Here is a 23,459-nt window from a genome sequence, read left to right as displayed (position 1 = left end):
ATGTCGGACCAGCAACAGAAATTCCAGCTATTCAGGGCCTTGCACCAGCGGGACGCAGCCTTTGTCATCCCGAACCCTTGGGACGCCGGTTCGACCCGGCTGTTGACCAGTTTCGGTTTTGAAGCACTCGCGACCACGAGCGCGGGATATGCCTTCTCGAAGGGACGGCGCGACTCGCTGACTGGCCTCGGCCGAGACGAAATACTGGCGAACGCTGCCGAAATCGTCGGCGCCACCCATCTGCCGGTCTCCGCCGACCTCGGGGACGGGTTTGGCGCAGGTGCCGATATCTGCGCGGAGACCATCCGCATGGCGTCATCGGTCGGGCTGGTTGGAGGCTCGATTGAGGACGCAACCGGCGATCCCGACAATCCGATCTATGAGTTTGCTCACGCTGTCGATCGGGTCCGCGCTGCCGCCGAGGCCGCACGCAATCTTCCCTTCGTCCTGACGGCGAGAGCCGAGAACCATCTTTACGGCCGCGAGAACCTGGACGACACGATCAAACGACTTCAGGCGTTCTCCGAAGCGGGTGCGGAAGTCCTCTACGCGCCGGGACTGCCCGACATAGAAGCGATCAGACTCGTATGTCGCGCGGTTGATAAGCCGGTGAACGTGGTCATGGGTCTCAAGGGGCCGACCTACTCGGTATCCGAGCTTGAAGATGCGGGTGTTCGCCGCATCAGCGTTGGGGGTTCGATGGCGCGCGCCGCGTTCGGCGGGCTGATGCGCGCCGCCGAGGAAGTGCGAAACTCCGGCACTTTCACCTATGCGGCCGAGGCGCTTCCCGGCGCGGTCATCTCGAAATTCATGGCGGACGATGCAACGAGCGACCGTCAGTGACGGCGAACAACAGAAGGGAGGAACTATGACGGCTACGGGTTCGTCGAACACAACAGACATTCGGGTTCGGCCGGTATCGACCGAAGATGCAGCCGCTTGGCGTCCTCTCTACCGAGGCTATGCCACGTTCTACAAACGAGAGATTACCGACGCCATTCTGGATCAGACTTGGGCGTGGCTCCACGATCCGGCTCACCCATTGGAAGGGCTGGTCGCTGTTGGTGCCAGCGGTGAATTGATCGGCCTTGCGCACTACCGGCCACAACCCAAACCGTTGCAGGGCAATGACGCTGGGTTCCTCGACGATTTGTTCGTTGATCCCTTGAAGCGCGGCCGTGGTGTTGGACACAAGCTCATCCAGCAGATTGCCGAGATCGCGCGTGAGCGCGGCTGGCCTTCGGTGCGTTGGATCACCGCGACCGACAATACAACCGCGCGGCGGCTTTATGACGACGTTGCGGTGGCGACCCACTGGGTCACGTATGAACTGAAATCGTAGAGAGGCTTCATGCTTGAACTGCGTCCGAATTGCGAATGCTGCGACCGTGATCTTCCGCCGGAGAGTAGCGACGCCCGCATCTGCACCTTTGAATGCACCTTTTGCGTGGCTTGTGCCGACTCCTTTCCGGGCGGCAATTGCCCGAATTGCGGTGGCAATCTCACGCCGCGGCCGATCCGACCGCCAGCCATGCTGCTGAAACAGCCCGCATCGACCGAGCGCGTCTTCAACGCGAAATGTCGCGAACAAGTCGAGGATACTCCGGCGCTACAGTAGCCGGCCAGGCACTGGAGGCCTGCTTAATGAACGACATCATCATCCGCGACATACAGCCGTTAGATGAGACTGAATGGCGCCGGCTTTGGGACGGCTACAACGCCTTTTACGAGACAAGCGTCGCGTCTGAAATCACCTCCCGAACCTGGCAACGCATTCTAGACCCCGGATCATCTGTCATGGGGCGTATCGCCGAAATTGGCGCAAACCCGGTGGGATTCAGCGTCAGCGTCCTGCATCACGGCACCTGGGTAGCTGGTCCCGTTTGCTATCTCGAAGACCTGTTCGTCGATCCTGCCTGTCGAGGAAAGGGAATCGGCAGGAAACTGATACAGGACCTGGTTGACCGCGGCCGGGAGAAGAGCTGGTCGACCCTGTATTGGCATACGCGCGATGATAACCCGGCCCGCCGCCTCTATGACGAGTTTGTCGAAGCAGACGAATTCGTCCGCTATCGACTGCAATTTTAAGCTCGGAATCTGGCTTATGGATTACACAGTCGCCACCAAACCCATCGCAATACTCAAGGCCGGAGAAGCCTACCCTTCGATGGTCGAGACGCAGGGCGACTATGAGGATTGGATTCGCGCCGCGATCGGCGCTGCGGCAAGTGCTGTCAAAGTTGTTGACGCTAGAACAGCCGATCCTTTGCCGGAGTCCAACCAGTTCGCCGGGGCAGTCATCACGGGCTCCCACGCAATGGTTACTGACCGGGAGCCATGGAGCGAGACCCTTAAGCAATGGACAGTTCGCGCGGTGCGTGATGGGCTGCCGATCCTCGGGATCTGCTATGGCCACCAACTGCTCGCGCACGCATTGGGAGGCGAAGTCGAACAGCGTCCGCAGGGCGTAGAGATCGGCACAGTCACCGTCGCTTGCACGGAGCGGGCGAATGTTGACCCGCTCTTCGCGGACGTGCCGGAGCGGTTCCTGGCGCAGACGGTGCATTGGCAGTCTGTGACTCGATTGCCGGACGGAGCCGTTCGCCTGGCACGATCCGATGCCGACCAGAACCATGCATTCCGTTACGGAGAAAATGCCTGGGGAGTGCAGTTTCATCCGGAATACTCGGCTGAGATCATGGGCGCCTATGTTGATGTGCTTGCGAAGCAACTCACCAAACAGGGGCTGGATGCCGTTGAGTTGCGGCGATTGGTAAAGCCTTCGACGGAGGCCCCGTCGATTCTTTCCGCTTTCGCCCGCTACGCGACGTCACAATTGTTGTCCGGAAGATGATCCCATCCGCTGCCTTATCACCCCCCGATCCCGGATCTAGAGCCCGGCTCGACAGCGGTTCCCTAAAAGCCACCGACCGCACAACCCAAAGGAATTCTATGAAACAACGACTTAACGTATCTGCCACCACGCCGAGCCTTTATGCAGCCGTGTTCGCGCTCGATACCGCAGTCAAGCAATCCGGTATCGACCTCAATTTGCTGCATCTGATCAAGCTGAGGGCGTCACAGATCAACGGGTGCGCCTATTGCGTCGACATGCACGTCAAGGAATCCGTAGCTGACGGCATTCCAGCTCAAAAGCTCCCTCTAGTTTCGGTATGGCGGGAATCTCCGCTGTTCAACGAACGGGAACGCGCTGCTCTCGAGTGGACGGAAAGCCTAACCCTCATTTCCCAGACGGGCGCTCCCGATGGTGCTTACGACCTGGTGCGTCAGCATTTTTCCGAAGAACAAATCGCACAGCTCATCGTCGCGATCGGCACCATCAACATCTGGAATCGCATCGCCGTCAGCTCGCGGTTGGTCCATCGATAGCTGGTGGCGTCCTCGTCAACTGCGGCCCAGCCCTCGCCGAGCAGCGAAAGAAGCGCCGGGACCGTCATGATGTGGAAGTGGCTAACCAAGTGTGCAGCCGTGATCTCTGCCGACAGGTCGGCCTGAGAGCACGTTACCGTCAAATTCTTTTCGTCAGAACCGTAAAGGCCGCCGTCGCGGCCAACACGACCAGGCCGAGGAAGCTCATAACTGCGGAGAGGCCCCACGTCGCCGCCACGGGAGTGGTCAGCGCCTGAAGGACGGCGGCTCCTCCGAAGAACGAGAGATTCACGGCCGCTAACGCCTTACCCGCTCGATCGGGGGATACAGCGGCGCGTCCCATTGCGAAGAGAAGTGGTTGCACCGCAATAGCCGCTCCGAAGACGAAGAACGCCCACACATCGAAACCAGCCTGCAGGACGGTTGCGCCGACTGTGTGAGAGAGGATGCCAGCCGGCCCTCCCGCAGAGACGGCCAACAGTGCGCCCCCTGCTACCACATGGCCGTAGATGAGGAGTCCGCGGCGCTGGCCGAGGCGGCGATCGAGGATGCCGTAGATCATCGGCCCGACCACAAGCGCGAGCGTCAATGGCAGCAGCGCGTTCCCTGCGTCGACACGGCCGAGCTGTTTGATTTCCATTAGCCAAGGCCCGCCCCAAAGCCCACGCACAGCGATGGCGGCTGCGAAGGAGGAGAAGGCGAGGATGATGACGCCGCGCAGACGGCGCGAAAGCCCGATCTGCACGACCTCCCGCGCCTCCGCCTTCAAAGTCGTCCGAGCCGCCATTCGATCCGGCGCGGCGTTGGGAACGAAGTTCGAAACTAACGCTGCTATAAGGACGGCCAGGATCGCTGAGACCCAGAACCCCGCGCGCCATCCATATTGCTCGACAAGCCATGCCATCGGACTCGCTGACAGCAACATCCCGGCATTGCCGACGCCCTGGATGAGGCCGGACCACAACCCGAACTGCTTGGGAGTCAGCAGCTTGGCGGCCAACGTCATCGGGCACAACAGCATCCCGCAGCAGCCGATACCGAGGACGATCTGCGCGATGAGAAAGCCTACTGCGCCGCCGACACTCGCTGCAAGGACAGCGCCGGCCGTGACAATGGCGAACAGGGTCAAGGATACGGTGCGAACCCCATAACGATCCAGAGCGACGCCGACTGGAATCTGCCCGGCCGCGAAGGCGAAATGGTATGCCCCGGTGATGCTGGCAAGGCTTTCCGACGAAACTGCGATGTCGCTGCTGATGACATCGGCTGCGATCGCCGGCAGCGTGCGCAGCATGTTCGAGAGCATGTGTCCCAAGGCAAGGACAAGAAGCGGCGCCCCAAACAGGAGAGCGTCGCGAAGCGGTCCAGCCTGACGTCCAGCTTGGATCGCTGCACTGCCTCGCTCAGCCATAAGATTTCAGGCCCTCGACGATCGTGTCCTGGATACCTTCGTCGAGGTAGGCGCTCATGGGCAGGCTGATGACGCGCTTCGCCTTACTTTCCGTGACAGCCAATCCGCTCGGGCCAACAGGATAATGGCTATAGGCGGGCTGCTGGTGGAGTGGGATCGGGTAATAAACGGCCGTCGGAATACCGCGCGATTTCAAGTGCGCGGCCAGCCCGTCCCGGTCTTCATGTTCGATGGTGTATTGCGCCCATACCGAAACGCCACCGACGATAACTGACGGCACAACCGCGACGTGAGGCGCGAGCGCATCGCCGTAACGGGCAGCGATGCGGTTGCGGCGGGCGATCTCATCGTCGAAGATCGCGAGCTTCTCAATCAGGACTGCGGCCTGAATCGTATCGAGGCGACCGTTCGAGCCGAGGCGCATGTTGAGATATTTCGGATCATGCTCGAAGCCACGAGCTGCGGCGTCGCGTGACGTAGCCTGGCCATGGACCCGGATGGAGGTGAGGACGTCATGGAGTTCGTCATCGTTGGTCAAAATGGCGCCGCCATCGCCATAGGCTCCGAGCGGCTTTGCCGGAAAAAACGAGAGGCTTGATGCGTCCGCCCAGTGAAGAGGATGCTTCTCTTGGAGGCGACAACCAAAGCCCTGTGCGGTGTCAGCCAGCAGCTTCAAACCGTATTCACGGGTGACAGCAGCGATGGCGGGGTAGTCGGCGGGTTGTCCGAAGAGATCAACCGCAATAACAACGCGGGGCCTGAATCGACCCTCCCGCTTTATCACCTCGATCGCCGCCTCTAGGTGAACTGCGTCCATGTTGTAGGTGTCCGGGTCGATGTCGACAAAGACGGGCGTGGCGCCGACGAGGGCAACGACCTCAGCGGTCGCGGCGAAAGTGAATGACGGACAGAACACGGCATCGCCCGGCCCGACGCCCCAGGCCATCAATAGGAACATCAACGAGTCGGTGCCATTCGAGCACGACAGAGCGTGCTTGGCCTCGCCGAAGGCTGCGAGCTTCGTTTCAAACTCACGAACCTGCGGCCCCATGATGAACTGGCCGCTCTTTGCTACAGCGAGCATGGCTGTATCAATCGCGTCGCCAATAAGACCGCGTTGAGCCTGGATATCGATGAAGGGGATAGACATTCATATTTCTTCTTTTTGTTCTTGAGATTGAGGATTGGGGATGAGACCCGGCCAATAAAGTGCGTCTCCTCCAGGCCGGGGACCGAAGATAGCTTGGCCGACCCGGACAACATCCGCGCCTTCCTCGATCGCTATCTCGAAATCGCTAGACATGCCCATCGACAGTTGGGTCAGGCCGGGATGAACGTGGACAGCGCGATCCCGCAAGTTGCGTAGCAATTGGAAACAGGTTCGCACACGCTCCGCATCGGCACTGAAGATCGCAAGCGTCATCAGCCCCTGCGGCTTCAGCCGAGGGTATTCAGATAAGCGCTCGACAAACGGGACCAGCTCATCTGGTTGCAAACCATACTTGCTGTCCTCGCCCGACGTGTTCACCTGAACGAAAACGTCGAGATCACGGCCTTCGGCATCCAAGCGACGGTTCATCTCCTCGGCCAGACGGACGCTGTCGAGCGCGTGAAACTCCGACGCGAAGCGAACAAGATATTTCACCTTGTTCGTTTGGAGATGGCCGATGATGCTCCAACGGATCTCCAGATCTGAGAGATCGGCTTGCTTGTCGCGCGCCTCCTGCAGCTTGTTCTCGCCGAAATCAGAGATGCCTGCTGCGAAGGCGAAGCGCAGAATATGGGCGGGGACCGTCTTGGTGACGGGCAGAAGGCGCACATCTCTGGGACTACGGCCGCTGCGAAGGCTGGCCGCAGCGATACGCTCCTTCACCGCTCTCAGGTTCACGGCGAAGGAGGTGACGGGATCGTCACCGAAGCGCGCAATGTCCGCAGGCGAAAGATCGGCCTTGAGGGATGAAGTCATGTCAGAACAGGCCCCGCGCCAGGACGGTCAATAAGGCAATGGGAAACGCGCCACGAGATCGCGCACCTGTCCGTTGATACGTTCCCGATTGGCGTAGAGCGTTTCGCCACGAATGGCATGAAGCGTGTCGAGGATAAGCCCCCCGATCTGACGGTATTCGTCGGGGCCGAAGCCGCGGGAGGTTCCGGCCGCGCTGCCGACCCGAATGCCGGACGTCACCATCGGCTTTTCTGGATCGTTCGGGATCGCGTTCTTGTTGAGGGTGATCCCGACAGACTCAAGTGCCTTCTCGGCAATGTTGCCAGTGACGCCGAGCGGGCGCAGATCGACAACCGCGAGGTGGCAATCCGTGCCGCCCGTTGTGATAGCCAAGCCATCGTCGGCGAGCGTCTGGGCGAGAACACGGCAGTTCTCGACGACCAACTTTGCATAGGTCTTGAAGTCCGGTTGAAGCGCCTCGCCGAACGCCACGGCCTTGGCCGCGATGACGTGCATGAGCGGGCCGCCCTGCAGGCCGGGGAATGTCGCGGAATTGATCTTCTTCGCGATCTCGGCGTCGTTGGTCAGCACGAAGCCGCCGCGTGGTCCCCGCAACGTTTTGTGCGTTGTTGAGGTTACGACATGGGCGAACGGCATCGGCGATGGAAAGGCGTCGCCCGCGACCAACCCGGCAAAATGCGCCATATCCACCATCAGGATCGCGCCTACCTCGTCAGCGATCTGCCTGAAGCGCGCGAAGTCCAACACACGAGGATAAGCTGATCCACCTGCGATCAGGAGCTTGGGGCGGTGCTTGCGAGCGAGCTGCGCAACGTGATCCATGTCGACGAGATGGCTGTCTGGATCGACGCCGTAGCTTACCGCATCGAACCATCGGCCCGACATATTGACCGGAGCACCATGCGTGAGGTGGCCACCCGCTTTCAGATCAAGGCCAAGGATCGTATCGCCCGGCTGAAGAAGCGCGAGGAACACGGCTTGATTGGCCTGGCTTCCCGAATGCGGCTGGACATTGGCGTAGGTGCTGCCGAAAAGCTGCTTCACGCGCTCAATGGCCAGGTTCTCGACCACGTCGACATTGACGCAACCGCCGTAATAGCGACGATGCGGGTAGCCCTCGGCATATTTGTTGGTGAGAATCGAACCCTGGGCCTTGAGAACGGCGGGGCTGACGAAATTTTCCGAGGCGATTAGCTCGATGGAATTACATTGACGATCCCGCTCGTCCGCAATCGCTTCGAACACGGCACCGTCAACGCCTGAAAAGCTGGCGTCGACAATACTTCCGTCCGGTATCGGCCGACTTGGGGGGCGCGCGGTCAATGCTTCCATTGCTGATCTCCTTCAAGGTCATGGAATATCATCCGGCGTCGCACGAAGCTGCGGCGGCGGACTGTCTGCCAGTCCCTATCATAGGAGTGGTCTGATAGAGCCATCCACTTCGAGATAGCGCTCCAGACCAATCTGATTGCTGACTTGCTCCTGTCCAGGGCGTCAGCTTGCTCTGGGCGACGAGGTGCCGGGGGATGATGGGCTCTTAGAGCCGCCTGATTCTGCGGCGTTTTCCGAAGCTATAGACTGAAGCGCTTTTGCAAGTTTCCTGACCGCGACCTCGATCTCAGCCGGCGTATAGGCCGCGAAGCCCATCAGAAAACCTGCCTTGCCTGTACCGGCGGCGTGAAGGGCCGACAAGCCGGTAAGGTCGACTCCTACGCGCCTTGCCGCATCAACCGCCGCACGCTCGGACACGTCGCAGGTCAGCACGCAGGGCATTTGCAGTCCACCGATAGGAACCCTCGGCTCGACAAACGCCGAAAGATGTTTCCTGACAAGGTTGGCCAACACTTCGAGCCGCTCAGCATAAATGCCGCGCATGGCGCGAACATGTGCCCCGAAATGTCCCCCCTCCATGAACCGGGCCAACGTCAGTTGCGCGATTGAGGCTGTGTGGCCGTCAAGTAGCGACCGTGCGACGGTCATAGGCTTCACCAGTTGCGGCGGCAGCACAACGTAACCTATCCGCAGACCGGGAAAGAGAGATTTGGTGAAGGTGCCGATGTAGATGGTCCGGTCATGCGGGTCGAGGCCCTGCACACAGGCTGTAGGCTTGCCTGCGTAATGAAACTCGCTGTCATAATCATCCTCGATGATCCATGTCTGATGCTGGGCCGCCCACTCGATCAGAGCCAGGCGGCGATCCAGCGCCAGCGTCGCCCCGGTCGGGAACTGGTGGGAAGGTGTCAGGGAGACCGCCTTTGCCCTGCGCGGGTCATCCATGATCTGCTCAACCACGATGCCCTGACGATCGACGCGAACAGGCACACATTCGAGGCCGGCAGCGTCGAAAGCCTTCCGCGCGCCGTAATAAACGGGATCTTCGATGAAAATTCGATCGCCGGGGTCCAGCAGCATAGTCGCGCACAGCATCATCGCCTGTTGGGAACTGGTGAGCACCAGCACGCGGTCGGCTGTGGCGCGGGCTCCACGTTCAAGGTTCACATAGTCCGCGATTGCTCGCCGCAACGGCTCGGCCCCTTGCGGATCGCCGTGCAAAAGGGCTTGCGTGCCGACCTCCTTTAAGACCTGTCTCTCCAGACGCTCCCATAGCTGAAGCGGGAAGGTCCGCGTTTCCGGTATGCCCTGCGTAAAAGGACGAGGCGCTAATATTCCGCGCACGCCTCCGCTGTGAAACATAGCTGCGCCACGCTTACTGAGGTTCGGCGCCTGATTGCGCAATAGCGCATCGCGCCTTGAGCGCCGCCTGCCTGGCGTGAACTCCGTCATCTCGGCCACGAAGCTGCCGCTGCCCACCCGTCGTTCGATGAACCCTTCGGCATGAAGCTGCGCGTAAGCGGACTCAATCGTGTCGCGCGAGACGCCCAGCGAACTGGCGAGCGCGCGCGAGGCCGGCAGCGGCTTACCGGGACCAAGTGCGCCGTCGAGGATCAGTTGCCGGATCGCCCGTTGTATCCGCGCGTGAAGCGGCATCGCCGCATGGGCGGGATGCGCGAGCCATGCTTTTACGGATTCCAGTTGGGAGTGCTTGAACAATTGGTCTGATTCCATTCGGCAAAATGGCGGGATTCATCAGGCCATTATACGATTAGAAGTCAAGACTGCAACGAGTTGCGGCCTTTCCAGGAAGATATTGACGTGTCGCTTGAACTTATACTCGCTCTACTGGCCGGCGCGGCCGCTGGCGGATTCATCAATGGGCTTGCCGGATTCGGCACGGCGCTGCTCTCGCTCGGCATATGGCTTCAGGTGATGCCGCCCTGGCAGGCGGTCTCCATCGTCGCGGCTATGTCCGTGGTGAGTGGGCTTCAAAGCATCTGGGTCATTCGCCGCGACCTCCGGGGTGGAACAGGACGCCTCGCACGGTTCCTATTACCTGCGCTCGTCGGGATACCGCTTGGGTCGGCGGCGCTAAGCCTCATCAGCGCAGCGGCGTTGAAGCTTGTGATCGCCGGGTTCATGCTTCTCTTCGGCGCGTTCTTCGCGCTACGTCGAACGCTCCCGCAGATTGATCGCCCGATGCCGATTGCAGACTCGGTGGTCGGCTTTTTGGGCGGCGTCCTCGGGGGCGCGGCCTCACTATCCGGTGCGCTGCCGACTATGTGGTGCGCGATGCGGCCCTGGACGAAGGGCGAAACCAGCGCCGTGCTCCGGCCCTACAACGTGGTCATCCTCGGAACCGCCGCTGTCCTCTTCGCCTGGCAGGGATACTATTCGCGCGACACGCTGATCCTGATGGCAATCGCACTCCCAGCGACCCTGATCTCTTCACAAATCGGCATCGCAGTTTTTCGCCGTCTGACCGACCACCAGTTCCGCTGGCTTCTCGTCTGGCTCCTTTTCGCCTCGGGCGCTCTTCTGACATTGCGAGAACTCATCTGAACGGGAGGGCAGGATTCTGGATCTTCCTTACCCCAATGTTCGGCGAGGGAATGACGAGCGTGCCATTCAGTCCGCCGTCGGATGAAGCTCCGCCCTCAAGCATCAGACGGCATCGCCACGCCCGCGATGGACAAGTCGCGACCCGCTCTTTTGGGCCGGAATACGCCTAAATAAATGGTCTGAAGCTCTCAAGAAAAATGGCAGGGAACATCAGGCCATTGATCGGCTAGATGTGAGGCTGCGTTTTCGGCCTAGCGCCCGCCTTTCAGGAGAGTTGTCAGAACTATGCCTTCGAGTCCGTCACCATCACCCCTTCGGCTAAATGATCTCACCCATCCCATCGTTGCGGGGCTGATTTCCGTCATCGTCAACTATGGCGGCACGTTCATTCTGGTGTTTCAGGCAGCAAAGGTTGCCGGCCTGAGCCCTGAACTAACGGCATCCTGGGTTTGGTCCGTCTCGATCGGCGTCGGTCTGACTGGTCTCATGCTGAGCTGGCGCTATCGCGAGCCGATCATCACCGCCTGGTCAACACCGGCGGCGGCCTTCCTCGTGACCGCACTCGCCACTACGCCCTATCCTGAAGCCATAGGGGCCTACATCATCTCAGCGGTTGCCTTCGTCGTTCTTGGGCTTTCGGGTTATTTCGAGAAGCTTATTCGTCTGATCCCGCCCGGCATCGCCTCGGGCCTGCTTGCTGGCATCCTGCTGCAATTCGGTATTGGAGCGTTCGGCGGCGCGAGCGTTGACCCAGTGCTCGTTGGGCTACTAATCGTTGCTTACGTGCTGCTGAAGCGCTTCACCGCTCGCTATGCCGTAGTTGGCATATTGATGATTGGCCTTGTCTTCCTGCTAGTGCAGGGCCGTGTTGATCTGTCTGGCCTGCAACTGAAGTTCGCGGCACCCGTCTTCACGATGCCGGAGTTTTCGCTGAACGCACTTCTGAGCGTTGCGCTGCCGTTGTTCCTCATCACTCTGACCGGCCAATACATGCCCGGCATATTGGTCCTGCGCAACGACGGCTTCAAGACCAGCGCGAACCCCATTGTCACCGTCACCGGCCTCGGCTCGCTCATCATGGCGCCGTTTGGTTCACATGCCTTCAACGTCGCAGCGATCACCGCAGCGATTGTCACTGGTCGAGAGGCGCACGAGGAACCGTCCAAGCGCTGGATCGGTGGGATCGCGGCAGGCGTATTTTATGTGCTTGTCGGCGTGTTCGGCGTGACGCTCGCGGCCGTCTTCATGGCATTCCCCGCGACGTTCATCACTACGCTCGCCGGTCTGGCGCTGCTCGGCACCATTGGCGGAAGCCTCGCCGGAGCCATGGCGGTCCCCGCGTCTCGTGAAGCGGCGCTCATCACCTTTCTGGCTTCGGCCGCGAACATCAAAATGTTCGGCATCGGTGGTGCGTTCTGGGGGCTGGTGATTGGCCTCGTCGCCTACATCGTGCTGAACGGCCAGTTGCCGAAGCGGCGTCCCGAACTGGTCGCTAGCGAGGGCGCGGCTGAGTGATGGCAATGGCGACATCCATTATCTCCATTCAGAGCCAGGTTGTGCATGGGCATGTCGGCAACAGCGCTGCCGTCCTGCCCATGCAGACGCGCGGGCTCAATGTCGCCGCGGTGCCCACGACGTTGCTCTCTAACCATCCCGGTTTTGAGACCATGCGCGGGCGGGTGCTCGAATCGGAACTGGTCGGCGATCTGCTGCGCGGAGTCGAAGAACGGGGCCTGGTCGAGACGAGCCGTTACATCGTTTCGGGCTACCTCGGCTCTCGCGCCAATGGCGAGGTGGTGGCGGCCTTCGTCAAGCGAGCGAGACAACTCAATCCGCACATCACCTACATCTGCGATCCGGTCATGGGCGACTCCAACCTGGGAGTCTTCGTCGCTGATCAGGTGATCGAATGTCTGCTCGATCATCTTGTGCCGCTAGCCGACCTTCTGACGCCAAATCAGTTCGAGATCGGACTGATTACGCAGAGCCAGCCCCGGTCCTGGCACGAGCTGGAGACAGGTGCGACGAGGATACAGGCGTTTCGTGGCGCGCGGTTAGTTATCACCGGCTGCGCTTTTCCCGATACGCCCGACGGTTCGCTTGAGAACGTCGTCTTCGACGGCGAGACGCGCACCAGGCTGGCGTCCCCTCGGTTGCCCATCGTGCCCGTCGGCACAGGCGACCTCTTCACTGGCCTTTTAACCGCGAACCTCGCGCACGGACATGCTCTCGTCGAGGCGACACGCGATGCCGCCAGCGTGGTGCTCGACGTGCTGGGACGCACGATTGCGGAAGGTGAGCACGAAATGCAGCTCGGTAGCGTCATTGACGCATTGCTGTCGATGCGCACGGAGAACATTCAATGAGCTTGTTTAACTATCGGGAGTTCTTCTCTCACGATCTCGAACAATTGCACCAAGAAGGCCGCTATCGCACTTTCGCCGACCTCGAACGGGAGATGCAGAGCGGTATCCATGCCTACGACCACCGTATCGGCAGGCGCATCACTATCTGGTGCTCCAATGATTATCTGGCGATGGGCGTCCACCCCGATGTCGTCAATGCTGCACGCGCCGCTCTGGAGCAATACGGGGCCGGCGCAGGCGGCACGCGCAACATCTCGGGCACAGGCCACGAGCATGTCCTGCTGGAACGTGAACTCGCCGACCTGCATCGCAAGGAAGCAGCCTTGCTGTTCACATCCGGCTATGTCGCCAACGATGCAGCCCTCTCGTCGCTAGGCCGTCTTCTGCCATCCAGCGTGATCTTCTCCGATGAGCTGAATCATGCCTCGATGATTGAAGGTATCCGCCGTTCGGGCGCCGAAAAGCGAATATTCGCACACAATGACTGGCACGACCTTGAACGGCAGGTCGCCTCGGTCTGCAAATACCGCCCCAAGCTCATCTGCTTCGAGAGCTGTTATTCCATGGACGGTGATTTCGCCCCTATGGAAGCTATTTGCGATGTCGCCGCGCGGCATAACGCTTTTACCTACGTCGACGAGGTTCATGCCGTCGGCCTTTACGGCGCACGAGGGGCCGGAGTAGCGGAACGCGATGGCGTTCTCGACCGCATCGACATGGTGCAGGGCACGCTCAGCAAGGGGTTCGGCTCGATCGGCGGCTACATTGCCGGCAGCCGCGAGGCGGTGGACTTCATTAGGAGCCATGCCCCCGGCTTCATTTTCAGTACCGCCTTGCCGCCTTCGGTCGTCGCCGGCATCCGCGCGGCCCTGCGTCATTTGAAGGAGGATGGGACGGCCCGGCGCACACTCGCCAGACGCGCCGTCTCGCTCAAGGAGAAGATGCTTGCCAACGGCATCCCGGTCCTGCCGAGCCCGAGTCACATCCTCCCCGTCATGATCGGCGAGGCTTCCCTCGCCAAGGCAATCACAGATCGGCTGATGACCGAAGACGGCATCTACATCCAGCCAATCAACTACCCGACCGTGCCTCGCGGAACGGAGCGACTGCGTATCACGCCCACACCGCTCCACACGGACGAAGACGAAAACGCCCTGATCGCCGCGCTGGTCTCGGCTCGCACCGCCTTTCCACGCTGGTCGGCGCTTGCCGAGTTAGCCCGGTCAGCCCGTCCCGCGGAAATTGCGGAGGCAGTCGAATGACCAGCGCGCTTCTTCCGGTTTTTCAACGTGCCCCCGTCCTATTCGAGTATGGCGAAGGAGCTTGGCTCACAGCCTCCGATGGCGAACGCTATCTCGATTTCGGCGCTGGCATCGCGGTCAACGCGCTCGGCTATTCCCATCCCCACCTTCTTGCAGCCCTTGAACGTCAGGGGCGCAAGCTATGGCACTTGTCGAATGTCTATCGCATCCCAGAAGGTGAGCGGCTTGCAGAACGCCTGACCAGCGCATGTTTCGCCGACGTCGCCTTCTTCGCCAATTCCGGGGCCGAGGCCAACGAGTGCGCCATCAAAATCGCGCGCCGCCATCAGGACGCTTGCGGCCGTCCCGAGCGATGGCGCGTCATCACCTTCACGGGCGCATTCCATGGTCGCACGCTCGCCACCATGGCCGCCGGTGGGAACCCCAAATACCTCGAAGGTTTTGGACCCATGACCGATGGATTCGACCTGTGCCCGCTTGAGGACATCGAGGCCGTTCGCGCCAGCGTTGGGTCGCAGACCGCAGCCATCATGGTCGAGCCTATTCAGGGAGAGAGCGGCATCAGGCCGGTGAGCCACACCTTCCTGCGTCAGCTCCGCGATCTCTGCGACGAACAGGGGCTTCTTCTAATCTTCGATGAGATCCAGTGCGGGATGGGTCGCACAGGTCATCTTTTCGCACACCAAGAGCTAGGAGTCGCACCGGACGTCATGACTCTGGCAAAGGGGCTTGGTGGTGGCTTCCCCATCGGGGCTTGCCTCGCTACCACAGATGCAGCGCGCGGCATGATGCCAGGAGCGCACGGATCGACCTTCGGCGGTAATCCGCTTGCGGTAGCCGTCGCTAACGCAGTTCTCGACGTCGTGCACGACGACAGCTTTCTTGCGGAGATACGCCGCAAGGGCAATTTGTTGCACACCCGCTTGGAGGAGGTCGCCAAGCGTTTTCCTGGCCTGATCGCTGAGGTGCGAGGTCGCGGGCTGATGCTTGGGATCAGAACAAGCCACCCTCCCCATGAAATCGTCGAAGCCCTGCGCACCCAAGCCAAGGCTCTGACGATCGCCGCCGCCGACAATGTTACGCGCGTGCTCCCGCCGCTCATCGTCACCGACGAGGAAATCCGTCTATTCGCCGAATGCTGCGACGCGGCTTTCGCCTACCTCTCGAAACGCGCGGCATAGCAGGCAGAGCAATACGGCCCCGTGGCGGAGTGGTTACGCGAAGAACTGCAAATTCTTCCACCGCTGGTTCGAGCCCAGCGCGGGGCCTCCAAACCTTTTAATGCATGAAGACCGGGAGATGAGGAAGTGACGATGAAACCTCTTGAATCTGCAACTCGCGGAGACGGCGCGATCACGGCAACCGCCTGATCGCGTCTGAGAAAGCGAGCGAATATGCGGCGACGACGCTTCAAGGACACGAAAGCACGGCAGCCACTCCAGCTTCTCGGCGGGCGTATTCCGATGGCGTCCCTGATTCAAACGCTGGCTGTCGCCGAACATCTGAACTTCCACCACGCCGCCAAGGCGCTCGGGATCAGTCAATCGAGCGTGAGCGCACGAATACGGGCGCTGGAAGAAGAGCTTGGCATCCCGCTATTCGAGCGCAATACCCGCGGCGTCCGACTGACGGAAGCCGGCAGGCATTTCGTGGAGCGTGTCGCGGCCGGCGTCGATCATCTCGACCATGCGGTGAAGACCGCCAACCTGGCCGCATCGGGAGAAGGCGGCGGCCTGCGCATCGGCGTCCATGGCCTGATCCCAGGCAGTTTTCTCGACTGTCTGCTAACGAGATACCGTGCGGAATATCCGGCCGTCGCCGTTGAAATGACCGAAGGATCGGCGCGAGATGCGCTCACACATCTGCGCGCCCACCGGATCGACGTCGCGTTCTTAGTCGGCATGTTCGATCTGCCCGACTGCAATTCCCGTCCGATATGGAGCGAACCGTTGGTTGCCGCGCTGCCGTCGAACCATAGGCTCACCGAGCAGCGCAGCGTTACATGGGCCGATCTGGCGGGAGAGACCTTCCTTGTCCGCCATGGTGGCACGGGTCCGCAGGTTCATGACCATATCATCATGCGCCTAAACGGACGATGGCCTTCGCCGATCATCCGGCGCTTCGAGGTGGAGCGCAGCACGCTACTATCCATGATCGCACAAGGCTTCGGCATCACGCTCCTTGGAGCCGCAAGCGGGCTATTTCCTACTGCTGGCGTCGCGTTATTGCCAATCACTGACGAGCCAGAACCGGTTGTCTTTTCGGCAGTCTGGTCTCCGCACAATCGCAGTGCCTCACTCCGAAATCTGCTCGCCCTGGCAGGCCAGATGCGCCGGTCAAACGGTAACGGTTGAATCTCTCTCTCGTTCACCCTGATCGGTTGTGCAGCCATGAACGGCGGCGCAACCCGTCCTATTCGCCGCCGACAGTATCCGGCTGCACTCGGGTCGAGCGTTACCTGTTGCACCTCCCGAAAACCCCCATTCTCTGATCGGCTCCGACATTTTTGCCGATTGGAACCTGTATGCGTGGAGGCCGAATACTCTGGGGTCAGATCGCCGTCGTCCTGACCATCGTTCTCATCATGACCTGGGCGGCGACTGAGTGGACCGCATGGCGTCTCGGCTTTCAGCCGCAGCTCGGACATCCGTGGTTCGAGCTGTCGGGCTGGCCGATCTACTATCCTCCGGCCTTCTTCTGGTGGTGGTTCTCCTACGACGCCTATGCGCCGGCGATCTTCACCGAAGGCTCGATCATCGCCGCGTCCGGCGGCTTCATCGCCATCGCCGCCGCGATCCTCATGTCCCTGATCCGGGCGCGCGAGGCCCGCAACGTCGCCACCTACGGTTCGGCGCGATGGGCCGAGAAGGAAGAGGTGCTGGTCGCCGGGTTGCTCGGCCCCGATGGCGTCGTGCTCGGCAAATACGAGCGCAGCTATCTGCGCCACGACGGCCCCGAGCATGTCCTATGCTTCGCGCCGACCCGTTCGGGCAAGGGCGTCGGCCTCGTGGTGCCGACGCTGCTGACCTGGCCGGGGAGCTGCATCGTCCACGACATCAAGGGCGAGAACTGGACGCTGACGGCGGGCTTTCGCGCCAAGCACGGCCGCGTGCTGCTGTTCGATCCGACCAATGCGCGATCGTCGGCCTACAATCCGCTGCTCGAAGTCCGCCAGGGCGAATGGGAAGTCCGCGACGTGCAGAACATCGCGGACATCCTGGTCGATCCGGAAGGATCACTCGACAAGCGCAACCATTGGGAAAAGACCAGCCACAGCCTGCTTGTCGGCGCGATCCTGCATGTCCTCTACGCCGAGACGGACAAGACGCTGGCCGGCGTCGCCAACTTCCTGTCCGATCCGCGCCGCCCGGTCGAAGCCACCCTGCGCGCGATGATGGACACGCCGCATCTCGGCGAAGCCGGCGTCCATCCCGTCATTGCATCGTCGGCGCGCGAGCTGCTGAACAAATCCGACAACGAACGATCGGGCGTGCTCTCAACCGCCATGTCGTTCCTTGGCCTCTACCGCGATCCCGTTGTCGCCCGTGTCACGGCGCGCTGCGACTGGCGCATCGCCGATCTTGTCGGCAGCCGAAAGCCCGTCAGCCTCTATCTCGTCGTGCCGCCGTCCGACATCAATCGCACCAAGCCGCTCATCCGCCTCATCCTCAACCAGATCGGCCGCCGGCTGACCGAGGAGCTGACCGCGACAACGAAGCGCCACCGGCTGCTCTTGATGCTCGACGAGTTTCCGGCGCTGGGCCGGCTCGACTTCTTTGAATCCGCGCTCGCCTTCATGGCGGGCTACGGCCTCAAGGGCTTCCTGATCGCCCAATCGCTCAACCAGATCGAGCGCGCCTATGGGCCGAACAACGCCATCCTCGACAATTGCCATGTGCGCGTCAGCTTCGCCACCAACGACGAGCGCACCGCCAAGCGCGTGTCCGATGCGCTCGGCACCGCGACCGAGCTGCGCGATTCCACCAACTATGCCGGCCACCGGCTTTCGCCCTGGCTCGGCCATCTCATGGTCTCGCGGCAGGAGACGGCGCGGCCGCTGATGACGCCCGGAGAGATCATGCAGCTCCCGCCTTCCGAAGAGATCGTCATGGTCGCCGGCACGCCGCCGATCCGCGCCACCAAGGCCCGCTATTTCGAGGACGCGCGCTTGCAGGAGCGCATCATCACGCCGCCCGAGCTGGTGGCGGCTCCCGCCAACGCCGCCACGTCCGACGACTGGTCGGGTCGCGTCGTCGGCGCCGCAGGCCAGACGGGCGCGATTGGCGCGGGCGAAGACGGCGGCGACCCGGCCAATGCCGGCATCCGCCGCGAGCCGGAATTGCCTGAGCACGAAGAGATCATCCCGCCGCCGATGCCCGCGCAGGATGTCGAGCTGCTGGACGACGAACCCGATGTGGACGCTGCCAAGGCCAACGCCATGCGCAACCGGATGCGGATGGTCGCGCGGCAAGCCTCGCTCGACCCCGGCGACGGCATCGAACTGTAAGGACGCGCCATGCCGACCCGCACCCGCCGAAATGTCTATTTCGATCCCGCCTTGCTCAAACAGGTCGATGCCCTTGCGATGCGCCGCAAGGTTTCGGCCTCGGCTATCGTGGAGGCCGCCGTCGCGTCGTTCCTGTCCGGCGACACGACCGAGAAGCTGGAGGCCGCCATGTCGCGCCGCCTCGACAAGCTCGGCCGCCAAATCGACACGCTCGACGAGGATCTCGCCGTCCTCGGCGAAACGCTCTCGCTCTTCGTCTTGATCTGGCTGTCGTCCACGCCGCCGCTGCCGGAGAACGCACAGGCCGCGGCGCGCGCGAAAGGCGCCGAACGGTTCGAGGGCTTCATGCAGAATCTCGGCAAGCGTTTGGCGAGCGGCGACAGGTTCCTGAAGGAGCTTTCGCGCGACGTTGAGTCGATCCCCGAAGGGCCGACAGCAGACCGGCAATAGGCGAACGACGCAGCGCCAGAATAACCGACACATCCTATTCGCCGCCGATAGCCGCCGACCGCCGCACGGCTCTCGATACTTGTTGAACAGGCCCGATTTCGGGCTCCTTTAATCATCCCCGATCGGGGAACTGTCTGTTGCGTCCCCTTCAAAACTTGGGGACGGCATGACTTCTTCTCACCAGAAACCGGAGGCGATCCAGCGCGGCGCGCGAATGCTCCGCACCGCGCTCGGCCCGGCCATCGCTCGCTTTCTGGAAGACCCCGCCGTCGTCGAGGTGATGCTGAACCCGGACGGGCGCATCTGGATCGATCGGCTCTCCGAAGGACTGTCCGACACCGGCGAAATCCTGTCGCCCGCCGACGGCGAGCGCATCGTGCGCCTGGTCGCCCATCATGTCGGCGCGGAGGTTCACGCCCGATCCCCGCGCGTCTCGGCCGAGCTGCCCGAGACCGGCGAGCGGTTCGAGGGCCTGCTTCCGCCCGTCGTGGCATCGCCGGCCTTCGCCATCCGCAAGCCCGCCGTCGCCGTCTTCACCCTCGACGATTATGTCGCCGCCGGGATCATGTCGGCGGACCAGGCCGTGACGTTGCGCGCGGCCGTCGCGGCGCGCGCCAATATCCTCGTCGCGGGTGGCACCTCGACCGGCAAGACCACGCTGACCAACGCGCTGCTCGCCGAGGTGGCAAAGACGGCCGATCGCGTCGTCATCATCGAGGACACGCGCGAGCTGCAATGCGCAGCGCCCAACCTCGTCTCCATGCGGACCAAGGATGGCGTCGCGACGCTCTCCGATCTCGTCCGCTCATCGCTGCGCCTGCGCCCCGACCGCATTCCTGTCGGCGAGGTGCGCGGCGCCGAAGCGCTCGATCTCCTCAAAGCCTGGGGCACCGGCCATCCCGGCGGCATCGGCACCATCCATGCCGGAACGGGCATCGGCGCGCTGCGCCGGCTCGAACAGCTCATCCAGGAAGCCGTCGTCACGGTCCCGCGCGCCCTGATCGCCGAGACCATCGACCTCGTGGCCGTCCTCTCCGGCCGCGGGTCCGCGCGCCGGCTCGCCGAACTCGCCCGTGTCGAAGGGCTCGGGCCGGACGGTGACTACCGCATCACCTCAGCCACCCCCAGCAGCACAGGAGACCCCTCATGATCCGTATCCCCATGCGCGTCCGCCGCACCGTCGCGACGGTCGCCGCCGTCGCCTATGTCAATCTCGTCCTCGCGCCCGCCGCGCACGCCTCCGGCTCTTCCATGCCGTGGGAAGCGCCGCTCCAGAAAATCCTCCAGTCGATCGAAGGCCCCGTCGCCAAGATCGTCGCGGTCATCATCATCATCGCGACGGGCCTGGCGCTCGCCTTCGGCGACACGTCGGGCGGCTTCCGCAAGCTGATCCAGATCGTGTTCGGCCTGTCGATCGCCTTCGCCGCGTCGAGCTTCTTCCTTTCGTTCTTCTCGTTCGGCGGCGGGGCGCTCGTCTGATGGCGGTCGCGTTCGAGCAACTGGACGTGCCGGGCTTCACCGTCCCGGTTCACCGCGCGCTGACCGAGCACATCCTGCTCGGCGGCGCGCCGCGCTCCATCGCGATCCTCAACGGGACGCTGGCCGGGGCCGTGGGCCTCGGCCTGCGCCTCTGGCTGGTCGGCCTGCTCATCTGGGCCGTCGGCCATTTCGCGGCGGTCTGGGCGGCCAAGCGCGATCCGCTCTTCGTCGAGGTCGGGCGCCGCCATCTGCGCATCCCCGGCCATCTCGCGGTCTGAAGGAGGCGCACCCCATGATGAACCTCGCCGAATATCGCCGCTCGGCTTCGCGCCTTGCCGACTATCTGCCCTGGGTCGCGCTCGCGGCCGAGGGCGTCGTGCTCAACAAGGACGGCAGCTTCCAGCGCACCGCGCGCTTTCGCGGTCCCGATCTCGACAGCGCCGTCGCCGCCGAGCTGGTCGCCGTCGCCGGCCGCATCAACAACGCCTTCCGCCGTCTCGGCTCCGGCTGGTCGATCTTCGTCGAGGCGCAGCGCCACGAGGCCGCGACCTATCCTGACAGCGTGCTTCCCGATCCGGCGTCCGGCCTGGTCGACGCCGAGCGCAAGGCCGATTTCGAGGAAGCCGGCGCGCATTTCGTGTCGGGCTATTATCTGACCTTCCTCTATCTGCCGCCGGCCGAGGAAGCCGCCCGTGCCGAAACCTGGCTCTATGAGGGCCGCGAGCGCACCGGCGTCGATCCCCAAGAAATCCTGCGCACCTTCACCGACCGCACCGGCCGCGTCCTGGCGCTACTCGACGGCTTCATGCCCGAATGCGCGTGGCTCGATGACAGTGAGACGCTGACCTATCTGCACTCGACCGTCTCGACCAACCGGCACCGCGTCCGCGTTCCCGAGACGCCGATCTATCTCGATGCGCTGCTCGCCGATCAGCCGCTGACCGGCGGGCTAGAGCCGCGCCTGGGGCCGGAGCATCTGCGCGTCCTCACCATCATCGGCTTTCCGACCGCGACGACGCCCGGACTGCTCGACGACCTGAACCGGCTCGCATTCCCGTATCGCTGGTCCACCCGCGCGATCCTGCTCGACAAGACCGACGCGACCAAGCTCCTCACCAAGATCCGCCGCCAGTGGTTCGCCAAGCGCAAATCGATCGCCGCGATCCTCAAGGAAGTCATGACCAACGAGGCATCCGCCCTCGTGGATACCGACGCGGCCAACAAGGCGGCCGACGCCGACATAGCCTTGCAGGAGCTTGGCGCGGATGTCGCCGGCATGGCCTATGTCACGGCCACCATCACCGTCTGGGATGGCGACCCGCGTATCGCCGACGAGAAATTGCGGCTCGTCGAGAAGGTCATCCAGGGCCGCGACTTCACGGCCATGGTCGAGACCGTCAACGCGGTGGACGCCTGGCTCGGCAGCTTGCCCGGCCATGCCTACTCCAACGTCCGCCAGCCGCCCATCAGCACTTTGAATCTCGCCCACATGATCCCGCTTTCGGCTGTGTGGGCGGGGCCGGAACGGGACGAGCATTTCGGTGCGCCCCCCTTGCTTTACGGCAAGACCGAAGGCTCGACCCCGTTCCGGTTATCCCTTCATGTCGGCGACGTCGGCCATACGCTGGTAGTCGGCCCGACCGGCGCGGGCAAGTCCGTGCTGCTCGCGCTCATGGCGTTGCAGTTCCGGCGCTACGAACGCTCCCAGGTCTTCGCCTTCGACTTCGGCGGTTCGATCCGCGCCGCCGCGCTCGCCATGGGCGGCGACTGGCACGATCTCGGAGGCGGCCTCACCGAAGGCTCCGATGCTTCCGTCTCGCTCCAGCCGCTCGCCCGCATCCACGATTCCTACGAACGCGCCTGGGCGGCCGACTGGATCGTGGCGATCCTGATGCGCGAAGGCATCACGATCACGCCGGAGGTGAAGGAGCATATCTGGACGGCCCTGACCTCGCTCGCCTCCGCCCCGGTCGAAGAACGCACCATCACCGGCTTCGCCGTCCTGCTCCAGTCCAACGACATCAAGCAGGCGCTCCGACCCTATTGCGTCGGCGGGGCCTATGGACGGCTCCTCGATGCCGAGGCCGAACATCTGGGCGGCGCCGACGTGCAGGCGTTCGAGATCGAGGGGCTGGTCGGCACCGGGGCCGCTCCCGCCGTGCTCGCCTATCTCTTCCATCGCATCGGCGACCGGCTCGACGGCCGCCCGACGCTGCTCATCATCGACGAAGGCTGGCTGGCGCTGGACGACGATGGTTTCGCCGGCCAGCTCCGCGAATGGCTGAAGACGCTGCGCAAGAAAAACGCATCGGTCATCTTCGCCACGCAATCGCTCAGCGACATCGACAATTCGAGCATTGCGCCGGCCATCATCGAAAGCTGCCCGACGCGGCTCTTGTTGCCGAACGAACGGGCGATCGAGCCGCAGATCACGGCCATCTATCGCCGCTTCGGACTCAACGATCGCCAGATCGAGATCCTCGCACGGGCGACGCCCAAGCGGGATTACTACTGCCAATCGCGGCGCGGCAATCGCCTGTTCGAGCTGGGCCTGTCCGAAGTTGGCCTCGCGCTCTGCGCCGCCTCCTCGAAATCCGATCAGACGCTGATCGCCAACCTCGTCGCCGAACACGGCCGCGAAGGTTTCCTCGCCGCGTGGCTGCGCGCCCGCGACGCCGAATGGGCGGCCGACCTCATCCCGACTTTTCCCACCGCAGCAAAGGAGTCCTGA

General features: G+C 62.6%; 22 protein-coding genes, 1 tRNA gene and 1 pseudogene. 19 read left to right on the top strand and 5 right to left on the bottom strand.

Translation table 11 applies throughout. From position 1 onward, the window contains the following. The 6 genes from ACKUUH_RS03180 to ACKUUH_RS03155 all read left to right on the top strand — a co-directional run bounded on the left by ACKUUH_RS03180 (position 1) and on the right by ACKUUH_RS03155 (position 3,390). A complete protein-coding gene (locus ACKUUH_RS03180) occupies positions 1-843 on the top strand; it encodes an oxaloacetate decarboxylase (protein WP_407948405.1) in 843 nt (280 codons plus the stop codon). A gap of 25 nt (positions 844-868) precedes the next feature. Then, a complete protein-coding gene (locus ACKUUH_RS03175; RefSeq protein ID WP_407948404.1) occupies positions 869-1,342 on the top strand; it encodes an N-acetyltransferase family protein in 474 nt (157 codons plus the stop codon). A 9-nt stretch (positions 1,343-1,351) separates the two neighbouring features. Next, a complete protein-coding gene (locus tag ACKUUH_RS03170) occupies positions 1,352-1,618 on the top strand; it encodes a DUF1272 domain-containing protein (protein ID WP_407948403.1) in 267 nt (88 codons plus the stop codon). A 26-nt stretch (positions 1,619-1,644) separates the two neighbouring features. Continuing rightward, positions 1,645-2,088 carry an N-acetyltransferase family protein gene (locus ACKUUH_RS03165; protein WP_407948402.1) on the top strand — a complete coding sequence of 148 codons (444 nt, stop codon included), beginning with the start codon at positions 1,645-1,647 and terminating at the stop codon, positions 2,086-2,088. A gap of 16 nt (positions 2,089-2,104) precedes the next feature. Further along, complete coding sequence (locus ACKUUH_RS03160; RefSeq protein ID WP_407948401.1) at positions 2,105-2,854, top strand: glutamine amidotransferase; 750 nt, start codon at positions 2,105-2,107, stop codon at positions 2,852-2,854. A 98-nt stretch (positions 2,855-2,952) separates the two neighbouring features. Then, positions 2,953-3,390, top strand: coding sequence for a carboxymuconolactone decarboxylase family protein (locus ACKUUH_RS03155; RefSeq protein WP_407948400.1), 438 nt, complete (start codon positions 2,953-2,955; stop codon positions 3,388-3,390). A gap of 139 nt (positions 3,391-3,529) precedes the next feature. Here ACKUUH_RS03155 and ACKUUH_RS03150 read toward each other — a convergent pair whose 3' ends face one another. The 5 genes and pseudogenes from ACKUUH_RS03150 to ACKUUH_RS03130 form a co-directional block, all read right to left on the bottom strand. Further along, a complete protein-coding gene (locus ACKUUH_RS03150; protein WP_407948399.1) occupies positions 3,530-4,801 on the bottom strand; it encodes an MFS transporter in 1,272 nt (423 codons plus the stop codon). Then, positions 4,794-5,951: a DegT/DnrJ/EryC1/StrS family aminotransferase gene (locus ACKUUH_RS03145; protein ID WP_407948398.1), complete on the bottom strand. Its 1,158-nt coding sequence runs from the start codon at positions 5,949-5,951 to the stop codon at positions 4,794-4,796. Before ACKUUH_RS03145 ends, ACKUUH_RS03150 begins: the two co-directional genes overlap by 8 nt. Continuing rightward, positions 5,952-6,767 (bottom strand): YggS family pyridoxal phosphate-dependent enzyme, encoded by an 816-nt coding sequence (locus ACKUUH_RS03140; RefSeq protein ID WP_407948397.1) that lies wholly within the window; start codon positions 6,765-6,767, stop codon positions 5,952-5,954. Positions 6,768-6,794: 27 nt separating this feature from the next. Continuing rightward, positions 6,795-8,012, bottom strand: a pseudogene (gene glyA / locus ACKUUH_RS03135) (serine hydroxymethyltransferase); the annotation flags it as partial. Between the two features lie 249 nt (positions 8,013-8,261). Beyond that, positions 8,262-9,818: a PLP-dependent aminotransferase family protein gene (locus tag ACKUUH_RS03130; RefSeq protein ID WP_407948396.1), complete on the bottom strand. Its 1,557-nt coding sequence runs from the start codon at positions 9,816-9,818 to the stop codon at positions 8,262-8,264. A 102-nt stretch (positions 9,819-9,920) separates the two neighbouring features. Between ACKUUH_RS03130 and ACKUUH_RS03125 the strand changes: the two genes are divergently transcribed. The 13 genes from ACKUUH_RS03125 (at position 9,921) to trbE (ending at position 23,459) form a co-directional block, all read left to right on the top strand. Beyond that, positions 9,921-10,664 carry a sulfite exporter TauE/SafE family protein gene (locus tag ACKUUH_RS03125; RefSeq protein WP_407948395.1) on the top strand — a complete coding sequence of 248 codons (744 nt, stop codon included), beginning with the start codon at positions 9,921-9,923 and terminating at the stop codon, positions 10,662-10,664. A 285-nt stretch (positions 10,665-10,949) separates the two neighbouring features. Further along, positions 10,950-12,179 (top strand): benzoate/H(+) symporter BenE family transporter, encoded by a 1,230-nt coding sequence (locus ACKUUH_RS03120; protein ID WP_407948394.1) that lies wholly within the window; start codon positions 10,950-10,952, stop codon positions 12,177-12,179. A gap of 5 nt (positions 12,180-12,184) precedes the next feature. Continuing rightward, entirely contained in the window at positions 12,185-13,030 is an 846-nt protein-coding gene (gene pdxY, locus ACKUUH_RS03115; RefSeq protein ID WP_407948393.1) for a pyridoxal kinase, read from the top strand. Continuing rightward, entirely contained in the window at positions 13,027-14,292 is a 1,266-nt protein-coding gene (gene hemA / locus ACKUUH_RS03110) for a 5-aminolevulinate synthase (protein WP_407948392.1), read from the top strand. The genes pdxY and hemA overlap by 4 nt, the downstream gene beginning before the upstream one ends. Then, positions 14,289-15,473, top strand: coding sequence for an aspartate aminotransferase family protein (locus ACKUUH_RS03105; protein WP_407948391.1), 1,185 nt, complete (start codon positions 14,289-14,291; stop codon positions 15,471-15,473). The genes hemA and ACKUUH_RS03105 overlap by 4 nt, the downstream gene beginning before the upstream one ends. A 15-nt stretch (positions 15,474-15,488) precedes the next feature. Continuing rightward, a tRNA-Cys gene (locus ACKUUH_RS03100) sits at positions 15,489-15,564 on the top strand. Between the two features lie 191 nt (positions 15,565-15,755). Beyond that, on the top strand, positions 15,756-16,646 hold the full coding sequence (locus ACKUUH_RS03095) for a LysR family transcriptional regulator (RefSeq protein ID WP_407948390.1): 891 nt from the start codon (positions 15,756-15,758) through the stop codon (positions 16,644-16,646). Positions 16,647-16,816: 170 nt separating this feature from the next. Next, positions 16,817-18,799: a conjugal transfer protein TraG gene (locus ACKUUH_RS03090; RefSeq protein ID WP_407948389.1), complete on the top strand. Its 1,983-nt coding sequence runs from the start codon at positions 16,817-16,819 to the stop codon at positions 18,797-18,799. 9 nt (positions 18,800-18,808) lie between these two features. Continuing rightward, positions 18,809-19,249 (top strand): CopG family transcriptional regulator, encoded by a 441-nt coding sequence (locus tag ACKUUH_RS03085; RefSeq protein ID WP_407948388.1) that lies wholly within the window; start codon positions 18,809-18,811, stop codon positions 19,247-19,249. Between the two features lie 166 nt (positions 19,250-19,415). Next, complete coding sequence (gene trbB / locus ACKUUH_RS03080; protein WP_407948387.1) at positions 19,416-20,399, top strand: P-type conjugative transfer ATPase TrbB; 984 nt, start codon at positions 19,416-19,418, stop codon at positions 20,397-20,399. Beyond that, positions 20,396-20,728, top strand: coding sequence for a TrbC/VirB2 family protein (locus tag ACKUUH_RS03075; RefSeq protein WP_407948386.1), 333 nt, complete (start codon positions 20,396-20,398; stop codon positions 20,726-20,728). The genes trbB and ACKUUH_RS03075 overlap by 4 nt, the downstream gene beginning before the upstream one ends. Beyond that, positions 20,728-21,006: a VirB3 family type IV secretion system protein gene (locus tag ACKUUH_RS03070; protein WP_013500640.1), complete on the top strand. Its 279-nt coding sequence runs from the start codon at positions 20,728-20,730 to the stop codon at positions 21,004-21,006. Before ACKUUH_RS03075 ends, ACKUUH_RS03070 begins: the two co-directional genes overlap by 1 nt. A 14-nt stretch (positions 21,007-21,020) precedes the next feature. Continuing rightward, positions 21,021-23,459: a conjugal transfer protein TrbE gene (trbE, locus tag ACKUUH_RS03065; protein ID WP_407948385.1), complete on the top strand. Its 2,439-nt coding sequence runs from the start codon at positions 21,021-21,023 to the stop codon at positions 23,457-23,459.

This window comes from Parvibaculum sp. (genome assembly GCF_045863935.1).
GTDB lineage: Bacteria > Pseudomonadota > Alphaproteobacteria > Parvibaculales > Parvibaculaceae > Parvibaculum.
The sequence above is the reverse complement of the archived record's forward strand: the minus strand, read 5'-3'. Positions and strand labels throughout refer to the sequence as shown.